The organism is Salinarimonas sp., from assembly GCF_040111675.1.
Lineage (GTDB): Bacteria > Pseudomonadota > Alphaproteobacteria > Rhizobiales > Beijerinckiaceae > Salinarimonas.
Genome location: NZ_CP157794.1, coordinates 1,705,656 through 1,719,526 on the forward strand (window position 1 = coordinate 1,705,656; position 13,871 = coordinate 1,719,526).

11 protein-coding genes and 1 tRNA gene are annotated in these 13,871 nt (G+C 70.8%); 10 read left to right on the forward strand and 2 right to left on the reverse strand.

The window, feature by feature from the left end; all coding sequences use genetic code 11:
- Positions 1-67: 67 nt before the first annotated feature.
- The gene (locus ABL310_RS07905) at positions 68-2,602 is read right to left on the reverse strand and encodes an FtsX-like permease family protein (protein WP_349371138.1); all 2,535 of its coding nucleotides are present in this window, start codon (positions 2,600-2,602) and stop codon (positions 68-70) included.
- An 8-nt stretch (positions 2,603-2,610) separates the two neighbouring features.
- The gene (locus ABL310_RS07910) at positions 2,611-3,306 is read right to left on the reverse strand and encodes an ABC transporter ATP-binding protein (protein WP_349371139.1); all 696 of its coding nucleotides are present in this window, start codon (positions 3,304-3,306) and stop codon (positions 2,611-2,613) included.
- A 130-nt stretch (positions 3,307-3,436) separates the two neighbouring features.
- Between ABL310_RS07910 and ABL310_RS07915 the strand changes: the two genes are divergently transcribed.
- The 10 genes from ABL310_RS07915 to rpoB all read left to right on the forward strand — a co-directional run bounded on the left by ABL310_RS07915 (position 3,437) and on the right by rpoB (position 13,776).
- Positions 3,437-3,871: a PRC-barrel domain-containing protein gene (locus ABL310_RS07915; RefSeq protein ID WP_349371140.1), complete on the forward strand. Its 435-nt coding sequence runs from the start codon at positions 3,437-3,439 to the stop codon at positions 3,869-3,871.
- Positions 3,872-4,051: 180 nt separating this feature from the next.
- A complete protein-coding gene (gene tuf, locus ABL310_RS07920; protein ID WP_349368473.1) occupies positions 4,052-5,242 on the forward strand; it encodes an elongation factor Tu in 1,191 nt (396 codons plus the stop codon).
- A 127-nt stretch (positions 5,243-5,369) separates the two neighbouring features.
- Positions 5,370-5,446, forward strand: a tRNA-Trp gene (locus ABL310_RS07925).
- 320 nt (positions 5,447-5,766) lie between these two features.
- The gene (gene secE / locus ABL310_RS07930) at positions 5,767-5,970 is read left to right on the forward strand and encodes a preprotein translocase subunit SecE (RefSeq protein WP_349372019.1); all 204 of its coding nucleotides are present in this window, start codon (positions 5,767-5,769) and stop codon (positions 5,968-5,970) included.
- Positions 5,971-5,984: 14 nt separating this feature from the next.
- The gene (gene nusG / locus ABL310_RS07935; RefSeq protein WP_349371141.1) at positions 5,985-6,518 is read left to right on the forward strand and encodes a transcription termination/antitermination protein NusG; all 534 of its coding nucleotides are present in this window, start codon (positions 5,985-5,987) and stop codon (positions 6,516-6,518) included.
- Positions 6,519-6,682: 164 nt separating this feature from the next.
- Positions 6,683-7,114, forward strand: a complete 432-nt coding sequence (gene rplK / locus ABL310_RS07940; RefSeq protein ID WP_349371142.1) for a 50S ribosomal protein L11 — start codon at positions 6,683-6,685, stop codon at positions 7,112-7,114.
- 10 nt (positions 7,115-7,124) lie between these two features.
- The gene (gene rplA, locus ABL310_RS07945) at positions 7,125-7,820 is read left to right on the forward strand and encodes a 50S ribosomal protein L1 (RefSeq protein WP_349371143.1); all 696 of its coding nucleotides are present in this window, start codon (positions 7,125-7,127) and stop codon (positions 7,818-7,820) included.
- 578 nt (positions 7,821-8,398) lie between these two features.
- Entirely contained in the window at positions 8,399-8,917 is a 519-nt protein-coding gene (rplJ, locus tag ABL310_RS07950; protein WP_349371144.1) for a 50S ribosomal protein L10, read from the forward strand.
- Positions 8,918-8,969: 52 nt separating this feature from the next.
- Positions 8,970-9,347, forward strand: a complete 378-nt coding sequence (rplL, locus tag ABL310_RS07955) for a 50S ribosomal protein L7/L12 (protein ID WP_349371145.1) — start codon at positions 8,970-8,972, stop codon at positions 9,345-9,347.
- A 307-nt stretch (positions 9,348-9,654) separates the two neighbouring features.
- On the forward strand, positions 9,655-13,776 hold the full coding sequence (gene rpoB / locus ABL310_RS07960; RefSeq protein ID WP_349371146.1) for a DNA-directed RNA polymerase subunit beta: 4,122 nt from the start codon (positions 9,655-9,657) through the stop codon (positions 13,774-13,776).
- Positions 13,777-13,871 lie beyond the last annotated feature (95 nt).

The window sequence follows — 13,871 nt, forward strand, 5'->3', positions numbered from 1 at the left end:
GCGGGCGCGCGGGCAAATCCCATGGCTCGGGTGGTCAATCGGCGACGCGGCTCATGGCGCCGAAAGATCACTGCGCCAGGAGCCGCACCAGCTGCCCGCGCCCGCGCGGGGCCGCCCCGAGCCCGCCGGCGGCGCCGGCGGCGAGCGCTGCGAGCGTGCCCAGCGCCAGCGGCAGGAGGAGCGCGCCGACGCCCGGCGCCCAGTCGACGCGCAAAGCGTCGAGCACGATCCAGCCGGCGATGGACAGTCCCGCGCCGCCGCCCACGACGGCGGCGATCAGCCCGACGCAGGCCGCCTCGCCCAGGCGCGCGAGCGCGATCTCGCCGCGGCTCGCGCCGATGAGCGTGAAGGCGACGGCCTGGCGGCGGCGCGAATCGACCTCGGCGGCCACGATGGCGGCGAGGGTGAGCGCCCCCGCGACGAGAAGCACCCCCGCGACCGCCAGCGAGGCGAGGGTGGCGCCCTCCACGATGCGGGCGAGCTCCTCGACGATCCGGCGCACGTCGATGGCGGTGATCCCCGGCGCGTCGCGGGCGAGGTCGGAGACCAGCCCGTCGACCGCGGCGTCCGTCTCGCCCTCGAGCGAGACGATCCAGGAATGCGGCGCGTTCCGGAACGGCTCCGGCGAGGCGACGAGCAGGAATTCGGGCCGGAAGGTGCGGTGGTATTCCTTGCGGATGTTGGCCACGTCCGACGTGAAGGAGCGGCCGAGCACGCTGTAGGTGACGCGGTCCCCGGGCACGAGGTCGAAAGCCTGCTGCACGTCCTCCTCGGGGGAGAGGAGGGGCGGGCCCTCGTAGTCGGCCGGCCACCACGCCCCCGCGAGCAGCTCCGCGCCCGTCGGCTCCGCCGCCCAGGCGAAGGAGCGGTCGCCCTCGATCACCCAGGCCTTGTCGGCCCGCACCAGCGCCTCCTCGGCGGGCACGCCGTTCACGGCGGTGATGGTGGCGCGCATGAAGGGCGAGGCCTGCACGCCGCCGAGCGCCGGATCGGAACCGATGCGCCCGCGTACGGCCTCGATCTGGCCGGGCTGCACGTCGAGGAGGACGAGATCGGGGATGCGCTCGGGCAGCTCCCCGCGCAAAGCCGTGGCGAGCGAGGCCTGCGTCGCGATCACGGCGGTGATGCCGGCGATGCCGATGCCGAGCGCCACCGCGCGGGTCGCCGCCGCGCCGGGCTCGGCGAGGGCGCCGAGCGCGATGCGCGCGACGAAGCTCCGCGGCCTCAGGCGGCGCGCCAGACGCGCGAGGCCGAAGCCGGCCGCGCCGATCGTCGCCGCCGCGAACGCGAGGCCGATCGCGGCGCCGGCCGCGAGCTCGGCGCGTGGCGTCGCCAGGATGGCGAGGAGGAGGGCGAGGGCGAGCGCGACGAGCCCGATCAGGGCGTCCCGCCGGGCCGGCACGGGCGGCGCGTCGGCGCTGCGCATGGCCGCGCCCGGCGGCGTGCGGGCCGCGGCGGCGAGGCTCGGCGCGCAGGCGCCGACGAGGCCGATGGCGAGGGTGAGCGTCGCGAGCGCGGCGGCGGGGAGGAGGTCGCGCCCGCGCCAGCCGAGATGCAGCCGCTCGGCGAGCAGATCCATCAGCGTCGCCGCGACGCCCGCGCCCAGCGCGAGGCCGAGCGCGATGCCGATCGCGGCGGCGAGGGCGACGATCGCCGCATGCAGCGCGAGCACGAGCGCCGGCTCGGCCCCGGAGAGACGATAGAGCGCGATGGTGCGCGTGCGCCGGCCGATCCAGGCCCGCGCGCCGGCGAAGGCGCCGGCGAGGCCGATGGCGAGGGAGACGAAGGCGGCGAGACCGAGGAAGGTCGCGAGCCGCGCCGCGACCTCGCGGATGCGATCGCCGGCGTCGGCGGGCGTCTCGAGCTCCCAGCCGCGCTCGGGAGCGAGGGCGCGGACCCGCTCCGCCAGCGCCTCCGGTGAGACGCCGTCGGGCGCGACGAGGCGGTAGCGCCAGTCGACCAGCGTCTGCGCGCCGATGAGCCCGGCCTCGCGGGCGGGCTCCATCCCGACGAGCACCCGCGGCCCGACCAGGAACCGCCCGGCCGAGAGCCGGTCCGGCTCGCGCACGAGCACGCCGCGCACGGCGAAGTCCGCGCCGCCCAGCATGATCGTGTCGCCCGGCGAAACGCCGAGCCGGGCGAGCGCCGCGGGCTCCAGCACCGCGCCGGGCGTGCCGTCGCGCGATGCGAGCGCGTCGTGGAGGGACGCCGCGCCCGCGATCGCGACCGATCCGGCGAGCGGGTAGACGTCGTCGACGGCCTTCACCTCGACGGGCGCGCGGACCGCGTCGGCCTGCGCGGTCGTGCGCAGCTCGGCCACGCCGGACATCGGGCCCAGAGCCGCGAGCCGGGCGACGAGCGCCGCGTCGAGCGGCGCGTTGACGACGCTCACGGCGACATCGCCGCCGAGCAGGATCGCGCCGTTCGCCTCGAGCGCCCGGGTGAGGGCCGAGGCCGTCATCCACACGGCGCCCAGCACGAAGGCGGCGAGCGCGATGCAGGCGACGAACAGCCTCAGGCCGGCGATGCCCGCGCGCAGCTCCGCCCGCAGCAGCCGGGGCAGCGGCGCGAGAGGCGATCCGGCCGGGACGGACGCGCTCATGCCGGCTCTCATGCCGGCTCTCGGGCGGGCGCCACGGCCCGGCCGTCCTCGATCGCGATCACCCGGTCGCAGCGGCGCGCGAGCGCCTCGTCGTGGGTGACGAGGACGAGCCCCGCGCCGCTCTCGCGGGTGAGGCCGAGCATCAGGTCGGCGACGGCGGTCCCCGTGCGCCGGTCGAGATTGCCGGTGGGCTCGTCGGCGAGGACGAGGCGCGGAGACGCCACGAAGGCGCGGGCCACCGCGACGCGCTGCTGCTCGCCGCCGGAGAGGGCGGAGGGCCGGTGCGTCAGGCGGTGCCCGAGGCCGACGCGTTCCAGCATGGCGGCGGCCGCCGCCTCGGCGTCTGGCGCGCCGGCGAGGACGAGGGGGAGCGCCGCGTTCTCGAGCGCCGTCATGGCGGGGACGAGGTGGTAGGACTGGAAGACGATGCCGATGGCGCGCCGGCGCAGCTGCGTGCGGGCGCGCTCGTCCGCCTCCTCCAGCGCGTGGCCGAGCACCCGGGCGCGCCCGCCGGTGGGCCGCTCGAGCCCGCCCATCACCGCGATCAGCGAGGACTTGCCGGAGCCCGACGGGCCCATCACCGCGAGCGCCTCGCCGGGGGAGAGAGTGAGGTCGAGCCCGCGCAGGACGGCGACCTCGCCCTCCGGCGAGGGGTAGGAGAGCGTCAGGTCGGAGAGGGCGACGAGGGGATCGGCATGCGGCATCGAGTTTTCCTTCGCCGCGAAAGCTAGCGCATCCGCGGGGGAAGGCGAGGGCGCGCCGGAACCGTGCGAAGGAACCGCGGGCGCGCCGACGCGTCGTCGAGGCGACCCCGCCCTGCGAAGGAGCCTGCCCATGACCCCGCGCGCCGTCCTCTCCACCGCCCTCGCGCTCGCCTTCGTGGGCCCGCCCGCCCTCGCGCAGCAGCAATCCGGCGCGGCGGCGACCCCCACGCCGATGCCCCGCCCCGACGGCATGGCGGAGGCCGCGACGGCCCTGCGCGACGCGGCCGAGAACGCGCTCCTCGTGCGCGACCTCCTCGGCAAGGAGGTGGCGGATCCGAGCGGCGGGAGCGTCGGCACCATCGCGAATCTCGCGGTGATCCCCGGCGGGCGCATCGTCGCCGCGATCCTCGAGACGCCGGACGGGACCCGCGTGCCCGTGCCCTTCGCGGCGGTGAAGGTCGCGGCGAAGGCCTCGACCGTGTCGCTGACGAAGCCGCTCTCGGAGCTGCAGGCCGGAGACGCCTACGGCGCGCTGGAGGACGCGGCGGCGCAGCTGGGGCTGTGAGGGCGCACGTCCCCTCTTGAAACCCCACGAAAACCCCGCTAAGCGGGCGCCCAAACCGCCCGTAGCCGGCGCGCGTCCGCGCGCATACCGGGCACGGACCACGCCCGAGGCCGCGCGGCGCGCGTGCGCAGGGCACAAGCGAGCGCGCCCAACCGAGCGCACGACGTCAGGAAGCGAGCGATGGCTAAGGCAAAATTCGAGCGTACGAAGCCGCACTGCAACATCGGGACGATCGGCCACGTCGATCACGGCAAGACGTCCCTGACGGCTGCGATCACGAAGGTGCTGGCTGAGACCGGCGGGGCGACGTTCACGGCCTACGACGCGATCGACAAGGCTCCCGAGGAGAAGGCGCGCGGGATCACGATCTCGACGGCGCACGTCGAGTACGAGACGACGAACCGTCACTACGCGCACGTCGACTGCCCCGGGCACGCGGACTACGTGAAGAACATGATCACGGGCGCGGCGCAGATGGACGGCGCGATCCTGGTCGTGTCGGCGGCCGACGGCCCGATGCCGCAGACGCGCGAGCACATCCTGCTGGCGCGCCAGGTCGGCGTGCCGGCTCTGGTCGTGTTCATGAACAAGGTCGACATGGTCGACGATCCGGAGCTGCTCGAGCTCGTCGAGCTCGAGATCCGCGAGCTCCTGTCGAAGTACGACTTCCCCGGCGACGACATCCCGATCACCAAGGGCTCTGCCCTGATGGCGCTCGAGGACAAGTCCCCCGAGATCGGCAAGCAGGCGATCCTCGCGCTGATGGCGACGGTGGACGAGTACATCCCGACGCCGGAGCGCCCGATCGACCAGCCGTTCCTGATGCCGATCGAGGACGTGTTCTCGATCTCGGGCCGCGGCACGGTGGTGACGGGCCGCGTCGAGCGCGGGATCATCAAGGTGGGCGAGGAAGTCGAGATCGTCGGCATCCGCGACACCGTCAAGACGACCGTCACGGGCGTCGAGATGTTCCGCAAGCTGCTCGATCAGGGCCAGGCGGGCGACAACGTCGGCGTCCTGCTGCGCGGCACCAAGCGCGAGGACGTGGAGCGCGGCCAGGTCGTGTGCAAGCCGGGTTCGGTGAAGCCGCACAAGAAGTTCAAGGCCGAGGCCTACATCCTCACCAAGGAGGAGGGCGGGCGCCACACGCCGTTCTTCAACAACTACCGTCCGCAGTTCTACTTCCGCACGACGGACGTGACCGGGATGGTGAAGCTGCCCGAGGGCACCGAGATGGTGATGCCGGGCGACAACGTCGCCATGGAGGTCGAGCTGATCGCGCCGATCGCCATGGAGGAGAAGCTGCGCTTCGCCATCCGCGAGGGCGGCCGCACCGTCGGCGCCGGCGTCGTCGCGGCGGTCCTGGACTGAGGGATCTCGCGCCCCCCGAAAAAACGCGGGGCGGGCTTCACAAGCCGATTGTCTTCCGGGAGGCGATGCGCTAACCATCGCCTCCCGGCCCCGGAAGACCCAGAACACGGCGCTTCCGGACCGCCGTAGGAGTGTAGCTCAACTGGTCAGAGCACCGGTCTCCAAAACCGGGGGTTGGGGGTTCGAGTCCCTCCACTCCTGCCAACCGGCAGGGAATCGACGGCAGGATCAGGCGCGGGCTCGGGGACGAGCGCCGCGCTTTTCGTTTCCCGCTCACGCCGCCGCCGCCATCTTCCCGCAGGGGAGGCGGGCCGCGTGAGCGGCCCGGAGGGGCGGTCGTTTCGCGAGGGGCAAACGTCCCTTGATTAATCGCGGCGGCGTCTCTATTACACGGTCTCCGGTTCGGCCGGCGCGCCCCCCGCGGCGCTCCCGGACCGCCGTAGCCGACAGGTTTCTCCAGCCCTCCCGCCGATCTTCGCGATGCGCGACGGCCGGCGGCGGGGCGATTTGGCGTGAAGCGAAAGATGGCCAAGGGCAAGACCACACCGTTCGAGTTCCTCCAGCAGGTGCGCCAGGAAGGGTCCAAGGTGACCTGGCCGACGCGCAAGGAGACGATGGTGACGACCGGCATGGTCTTCGTCATGGTGCTTCTCGCGGCGCTCTTCTTCCTCGTCGTCGACCAGATCCTGCGCTTCGGCGTCGGCCTGGTCCTCGGTCTCGGCGGCTGAGGGGAGGGGAGAGCATGGCCAAGCGCTGGTACATCGTCCACGCCTACTCGAACTTCGAGAACAAGGTCGCGCAGTCGCTCAAGGACCAGGCCGAGCAGCGCAATCTCTCGGAGATGTTCGAGGAGATCCTCGTCCCGACCGAGAAGGTCGTCGAGGTGCGCCGCGGCCGCAAGGTCGACGCCGAGCGCAAGTTCTTCCCGGGCTACGTGCTCGTGAAGTGCGAGATGACGGACGAGGTCTATCACCTCATCAAGAACACCCCCAAGGTCACGGGCTTCCTCGGCGCCGACAAGGCGAAGCCGATGCCGATCCCGGACCACGAGGCGGAGCGGATCAAGGGCCAGGTGGCGGAGGGCGTCGAGCGCCCCAAGCCCTCGGTCTCCTTCGAGGTCGGCGAGACGGTGCGCGTTTCCGACGGCCCCTTCGCCTCCTTCAACGGCGTCGTCGAGGAAGTCGACGAGGGCCGCTCGCGGGTGAAGGTCGCCGTGTCGATCTTCGGCCGCGCCACCCCGGTGGAGCTGGAATACGGCCAGGTCGAGAAGGTCTGAGGACCGCTCGACCCGGACGCATCGCGCCGGCGCCTCCCGCGCCGGCGTGAACGACGCGCGGGAGGCCTGCCCGGACGCCATCCGGGCCTCGACCGGCCGCACCGCGCCCTGCAACCCTCCGCCCCCGGCCGGCAGCCGGCGGCGGACGCTACGGACGCAGTCTCATGGCGAAGAAGATCACGGGCTACATCAAGCTCCAGGTCCCGGCCGGGGCGGCCAACCCCTCCCCGCCGATCGGCCCGGCGCTCGGCCAGCGCGGCCTCAACATCATGGAATTCTGCAAGGCCTTCAACGCGAAGACCGGGCAGATGGAGAAGGGCACCCCGATCCCGGTGATCATCACCGCGTATCAGGATCGCTCCTTCACCTTCGAGATGAAGCAGCCGCCGGTCACCTACTGGCTGAAGAAGGCCTCCGGCGTGCAGAAGGGCGCGACGGCTCCCGGCAAGGGCGGCCCGGTGGGCAAGGTCACCGCCGAGCAGATTCGCGAGATCGCCGAGAAGAAGATGGTCGATCTCAACTGCGATTCGATCGAGGCGGCCGCCGCCATGATCGAGGGCTCGGCCCGTTCGATGGGCCTCGAGGTCGTGGGCTGAGGAGGACGAGATGGCCAAGGCTGGAAAGCGTATCCGCGCCGCCCGCGAGGGCATCGACCCGACGAAGCTGTACGGGCTCGACGAGGCGATCGCGCTCCTCAAGGAGCGCTCGAAGGTGAAGTTCGACGAGACGCTCGAGATCGCGATGAACCTCGGCGTCGACCCCCGCCACGCCGACCAGATGGTCCGCGGCGTCTGCAACCTGCCCAACGGCTCGGGCCGCACGGTCCGCGTCGCGGTGTTCGCGCGCGGCGCCAAGCAGGACGAGGCGAAGGCGGCCGGCGCCGACGTCGTCGGCGCGGAGGATCTCGTCGAGCAGATCCAGGGCGGCACGATCGACTTCGATCGCTGCATCGCGACGCCCGACATGATGCCGCTCGTCGGCCGTCTGGGCAAGGTGCTGGGCCCGCGCGGCCTGATGCCGAACCCGAAGGTCGGCACCGTCACCATGGACGTGAAGGGCGCCGTCGAGGCCGCCAAGGGCGGCGCCGTCGAGTTCCGCGTCGAGAAGGCCGGCATCGTGCACGGCGGCGTCGGCAAGCTCTCGTTCGAGCCGGCCAAGCTCGCCGAGAACGTCAAGGCCTTCGCCGACGCGGTGATCAAGGCGAAGCCGTCGGGCGCCAAGGGCACCTACGTGCAGGGCATCGCCATTACCTCGACGATGGGCCCGGGCCTCAAGATCGACGTGTCGTCGGTCACGAGCTGACCCGCGCGCCAGCGCGACGCGCAGGACGGCCGGGCCTCGCGCCCGGCCGTTCGCACGTCCGGGGCGGCGGCCGCAGGAGCCCCGCTCCGGAAAAACCCGCTTGACTTTCGCCGAGATTCCCCCTTGGCATCCGGGGCGCGACGCGTTAAGGAAGCGGTCCGCGTAATTCATCGACCGAGTGGGTCCGCGTCCAGCGGAGCCTCGGTCGCGCGTTTTTCGGCCGGAACACCGGCCGGAAAGACGGCTGCCGGACCCGAGCGAGGCCCCTTGCGGGATTCTCGAGCGGGGTCGTGCGGCCTGTCCTGTCCGAGACTGCAGGCGCCCGCGAGGGCTTAATTCCCGGCGTCGTCCGAGGGCCAGCATAGACGGGGACGACCGGTATTTCCACGGCGCCGGCCGAAAGGCGGGCGCCGCGGCGAAGAAGGTTCGAACCATCGCTTTCCCGAGGGCGCGATCCGCGTCGGAGGGGGACAGGGCTTAGCCAGAGCGCCGTCCATCGGCCCGGCGAGCCGGATTGATGGGCGGTTGTGTGCAACCGGCCGGGCCCTCGCGGGCTCCGGCCAACCGGAGAGAGCCCAGTGGACAGAGCAGCCAAGCGCGAGCTCGCTTCGACGCTCAACGACGTGTTCACCAGCACGTCCGTGGTCGTCGTGGCCCACTATTCGGGCCTTTCGGTCGCCGACATGCAGAAGCTGCGCGCGCAGATGAAGCAGGCCGGCGCCACCGTGAAGGTCGCGAAGAACCGCATCGCCAAGATCGCTCTCGAAGGCACGGAAGTCGCGTCGATCTCGGAGCTGCTGCAGGGCCCGACCCTGCTCGCCTATTCCGAAGATCCCGTCGCGGCCCCGAAAGCCGCCGTCGACTTCGCCAAGACCAACGACAAGCTGGTCATCCTCGGCGGAGCGATGGGGGCCACCGCCCTGAACCCGGACGGCGTCAAGGCTCTCGCCACGATGCCGTCGCTCGACGAGCTGCGCGGTACGCTGATCGGCCTGATCCAGGCCCCGGCGACCAAGATCGCCCAGCTGTCGACCGCGCCCGCCGCCAAGCTGGCGCGCGTCTTCGGGGCGTATGCCAAGTCCGAGGAAGCGGCTTGACGCCGACCCACCCGACACGAACCGTTCGAACCTTTTTGAGGAACTGAAGACAATGGCTGATCTCGCCAAGCTCGTCGACGACCTGTCGTCGCTCACCGTTCTCGAGGCCGCCGAGCTCGCCAAGATGCTCGAGGAGAAGTGGGGCGTCTCCGCCGCGGCCGCGGTCGCGGTCGCCGGCCCCGCCGCCGGCGGCGCTCCCGCCGAGGCCGTCGAGGAGAAGACCGAGTTCGACGTCGTCCTGGCCGCGGCCGGCGACAAGAAGATCGAGGTCATCAAGGAGGTCCGCGCGATCACCGGCCTCGGCCTGAAGGAGGCCAAGGACATGGTCGAGGGCGCTCCCAAGACCGTGAAGGAGGCCGCCTCGAAGGAGGAGGCCGAGAAGATCAAGGCCCAGCTCGAGAAGGCCGGCGCCAAGGTCGAGCTCAAGTGATCGGGCCCGATCGCCGCGTGGCGATCGGCCTTTGACGATCCCGACGGTCCCGGGGAAGCCCGGGGCCGTCGTTTCCGTCCGATGAGGGGGCCTTCCGCGGCCCCGCGGCGGGCGGTTCGGGGTGACCCGCGACGCGTATTGTCGCACCGGGCCGCCCCGGCGTTGCGGAAGGGTCCCCCGCCTTTCCACATGTCCTTTTTCGCCGCCGGTTCCTGTGGAACCGCCCGACGGCTGACCCGGCGCCCCGGCGCCTCCCCCGCGCCAGAACGGGGCTCCCGGTCAGCCGTGCATGAGGAGCAAGGTCGACATGGCCAACACGCTGCTAGGCCGCAAGCGCATTCGCAAGTCCTTCGGACGCATCACGGAAGTGGCGGAGATGCCGAACCTCATCGAGGTTCAGAAGGCGTCCTACGACCAGTTCCTCATCGTCGACGAGCCGCAGGGCGGCCGTGCGGACGAGGGTCTGCAGGCGGTCTTCAAGTCCGTGTTCCCGATTTCCGATTTCTCGAGCACGGCGCTGCTCGAGTTCGTCAAGTACACGTTCGAGCCGCCGAAGTACGACGTCGACGAGTGCCGCCAGCGCGGCATGACCTTCGCCGCGCCGCTGAAGGTGACGCTGCGTCTCATCGTGTTCGACGTCGACCCCGACACGCAGGCGAAGTCCGTCAAGGACATCAAGGAGCAGGACGTCTACATGGGCGACATGCCGCTCATGACGGACAACGGCACCTTCATCGTCAACGGCACCGAGCGCGTCATCGTCTCGCAGATGCACCGCTCGCCGGGCGTCTTCTTCGACCACGACAAGGGCAAGACGCACGCCTCCGGCAAGCTGCTCTTCGCCGCGCGCATCATCCCCTATCGCGGCTCCTGGCTCGACATCGAGTTCGACGCCAAGGACATCGTGCACGCGCGTATCGACCGCAAGCGCAAGATTCCGGTCTCGTCGCTGCTCTACGCGCTCGGTCTCGATTCGGAAGAGATCCTCGACACCTTCTACAATCGCATCGTCTACACGCGCGACGCCGACGGCTGGCGCGCGCCCTTCGACGCCGAGCGCATGAAGGGCTTCAAGGGCACCGTCGACCTGATCGACGCCGATACCGGCGAGGTCGTGCTCGAGGCCGGCAAGCGCCTCACCGCGCGCGTCGCCCGCCAGCTCGCCGAGAAGAACGTCACGGCGCTGCGGGCCACGGACGAGGACGTGATCAGCCAGTACGTGGCCGAGGACATCGTCGACACGACGAACGGCGCCATCTTCGCCGAGGCCGGCGAGGAGATCACCGAGAAGCTGCTCAAGGCGCTCGTCGACGGCGGCTTCACCGAGATCCCGGTGCTCGACATCGACCACGTCAACGTCGGCCCCTACATCCGCAACACGCTCGCGGTGGACAAGAACTCCGCCCGCGAGGAGGCCCTGTTCGACATCTACCGGGTGATGCGCCCGGGCGAGCCGCCGACGCTCGAGACCGCCGAGGCGATGTTCCATTCGCTGTTCTTCGACGCGGAGCGCTACGACCTCTCGGCCGTCGGCCGCGTCAAGATGAACATGCGCCTCGACCTCGACGCGCCGGACACGCAGCGCACGCTGCGCCGCGAGGACATCCTCGCGGTGGTGAAGGCGCTCGTCGACCTGCGCGACGGCAAGGGCGAGGTGGACGACATCGACCACCTCGGCAACCGCCGCGTCCGCTCCGTGGGCGAGCTAATGGAGAACCAGTACCGCCTGGGCCTCCTGCGCATGGAGCGCGCCATCAAGGAGCGCATGTCGTCGGTCGACATCGACACCGTGATGCCGCAGGACCTGATCAACGCCAAGCCGGCGGCGGCGGCCGTGCGCGAGTTCTTCGGGTCCTCGCAGCTGTCGCAGTTCATGGACCAGACGAACCCGCTCTCCGAGGTCACCCACAAGCGCCGCCTCTCGGCGCTCGGCCCGGGCGGGCTCACGCGCGAGCGCGCCGGCTTCGAGGTGCGCGACGTGCACCCCACGCATTACGGCCGCATCTGCCCGATCGAGACGCCGGAAGGCCCGAACATCGGCCTGATCAACTCGCTCGCCACCTTCGCGCGGGTGAACAAGTACGGCTTCATCGAGACGCCGTTCCGCCGCGTCCACGAGGGCAAGGTCACCGGCGAGGTGATCTATCTCTCGGCCATGGAGGAGGCGAAGTACCACGTCGCCCAGGCGAACGCGGCCCTCGACGATGCGGGCTCGCTCACCGAGGATCTCGTGATCTGCCGCAAGGCGGGCGAGGTCATCGTGGTGCCGCCCGAGCGCGTCGACCTGATGGACGTCTCCCCGCGCCAGCTCGTCTCGGTCGCGGCCGCGCTGATCCCGTTCCTCGAGAACGACGACGCCAACCGCGCGCTGATGGGCTCGAACATGCAGCGCCAGGCGGTGCCGCTGGTGCGCGCCGACGCGCCCTTCGTGGGCACGGGCATGGAGGCGGTGGTCGCGCGCGATTCGGGCGCCGCCATCGGCGCGCGCCGCGCCGGCGTGGTCGACCAAGTGGACGCCACCCGTATCGTCATCCGCGCCACCGAGGAGACCGACCCCGGCAAGCCGGGCGTCGACATCTACCGCCTGCAGAAGTTCCAGCGCTCGAACCAGAACACCTGCATCACGCAAAAGCCGCTGGTGCGCGTCGGCGACGTCGTGGCCAAGGGCGACATCATCGCCGACGGCCCCTCGACGGAGCTCGGCGAGCTGGCGCTCGGCCGCAACGTGCTCGTCGCGTTCATGCCCTGGAACGGCTACAACTTCGAGGACTCGATCCTCCTCTCCGAGCGGATCGTGAAGGACGACGTCTTCACCTCGATCCACATCGAGGAATTCGAGGTGATGGCCCGCGACACGAAGCTCGGGCCCGAGGAGATCACCCGCGACATCCCCAACGTCTCGGAGGAGGCGCTCAAGAACCTCGACGAGGCGGGCATCGTCTATATCGGCGCCGAGGTGAACGCGGGCGACATCCTGGTCGGGAAGATCACGCCCAAGGGCGAGAGCCCGATGACGCCGGAGGAGAAGCTCCTGCGCGCCATCTTCGGCGAGAAGGCCTCCGACGTGCGCGACACCAGCTTGCGGGTGCCGCCGGGCGTCACCGGCACGATCGTCGAGGTGCGCGTCTTCAACCGCCACGGCGTCGAGAAGGACGAGCGCGCCCAGGCGATCGAGCGCGAGGAGATCGAGCGTCTCGCCAAGGACCGCGACGACGAGCAGGCGATCCTCGACCGCAACACCTATGCGCGCGTGGCCGAGCTCCTCGTCGGGCAGACCGCCATCGCCGGCCCGAAGGGCTTCCGCAAGGACACGACGCTGACCCGCGAGATGCTCGACGAGTATCCGCGCTCGCAGTGGTGGGCCTTCGCGGTGGCGGACGACGCGCGCATGGCCGAGCTCGAGGCGATCCAGAAGCAGTACGACGAATCGAAGAAGCGGCTCGAGCAGCGCTTCCTCGACAAGGTCGAGAAGCTGCAGCGCGGCGACGAGCTGCCTCCGGGCGTCATGAAGATGGTCAAGGTCTTCGTGGCGGTGAAGCGCAAGATCCAGCCGGGCGACAAGATGGCCGGCCGTCACGGCAACAAGGGCGTCGTGTCGAAGATCGTGCCGGTCGAGGACATGCCGTTCCTGGAGGACGGGACCTCGGTCGACATCGTGCTCAACCCGCTCGGCGTGCCCTCGCGCATGAACGTGGGCCAGATCCTGGAGACGCATCTGGGCTGGGCGGCGGCCAATCTCGGCAAGCAGGTCGCGGCCGCGGTCGACGCCTATCGCAAGGCGCACGACGGGGCGCAGCTGCGCGGCACCATGGAGCGCATCTACGGCTCGAACCACCCGCTCGAGGCCTACGACGACGACACGCTGGCGGAGATGGGCGAGACCCTGCGCCGCGGCGTGCCGATGGCCACCCCGGTCTTCGACGGGGCGAAGGAGCGCGATATCGAGGAGATGCTCGAGATGGCCGGGCTCAACCGCTCGGGCCAGGTCACGCTCTTCGACGGGCGCACGGGCGAGCCGTTCGATCGGCAGGTGACGGTGGGCTACATCTACATGCTCAAGCTGCACCATCTGGTCGACGACAAGATCCACGCGCGCTCCATCGGACCCTACTCGCTCGTCACCCAGCAGCCGCTGGGCGGCAAGGCGCAGTTCGGCGGCCAGCGCTTCGGCGAGATGGAGGTGTGGGCGCTCGAGGCCTACGGCGCGGCCTACACGCTGCAGGAGATGCTGACGGTGAAGTCGGACGACGTGGCGGGCCGCACCAAGGTCTACGAGGCCATCGTGCGCGGCGACGACACGTTCGAATCGGGCATTCCGGAAAGCTTCAACGTGCTCGTGAAGGAGATGCGCTCGCTGGGGCTGAACGTGGAGCTGACCTCCTCGAAGGCCAACACCAACGAGCTGCCTCCCTCGGAGGCGGCCGAGTGACGGCCCCGATGTCGAGGCCTTGATCGGGATCGATCGGACCAATGAAGCCGCGGGGGACCGCCCCCGCGGCGCCTGCGATTTTCGAGGCGAGCGTG

Excerpts from the sequence above, each read along its gene's own strand:
- ABL310_RS07910 (WP_349371139.1), bottom strand. The coding sequence starts at position 3,306 with ATGCCGCATGCCGATCCCCTCGTCGCCCTCTCCGACCTGACGCTCTCC.
- secE (WP_349372019.1), top strand. The coding sequence starts at position 5,767 with ATGGCCAAGGGCAAGACCACACCGTTCGAGTTCCTCCAGCAGGTGCGC.
- rplK (WP_349371142.1), top strand. The coding sequence starts at position 6,683 with ATGGCGAAGAAGATCACGGGCTACATCAAGCTCCAGGTCCCGGCCGGG.
- rplA (WP_349371143.1), top strand. The coding sequence starts at position 7,125 with ATGGCCAAGGCTGGAAAGCGTATCCGCGCCGCCCGCGAGGGCATCGAC.
- ABL310_RS07915 (WP_349371140.1), top strand. The coding sequence starts at position 3,437 with ATGACCCCGCGCGCCGTCCTCTCCACCGCCCTCGCGCTCGCCTTCGTG.
- tuf (WP_349368473.1), top strand. The coding sequence starts at position 4,052 with ATGGCTAAGGCAAAATTCGAGCGTACGAAGCCGCACTGCAACATCGGG.
- ABL310_RS07905 (WP_349371138.1), bottom strand. The coding sequence starts at position 2,602 with ATGAGCGCGTCCGTCCCGGCCGGATCGCCTCTCGCGCCGCTGCCCCGG.
- rpoB (WP_349371146.1), top strand. The coding sequence starts at position 9,655 with ATGGCCAACACGCTGCTAGGCCGCAAGCGCATTCGCAAGTCCTTCGGA.
- rplL (WP_349371145.1), top strand. The coding sequence starts at position 8,970 with ATGGCTGATCTCGCCAAGCTCGTCGACGACCTGTCGTCGCTCACCGTT.
- nusG (WP_349371141.1), top strand. The coding sequence starts at position 5,985 with ATGGCCAAGCGCTGGTACATCGTCCACGCCTACTCGAACTTCGAGAAC.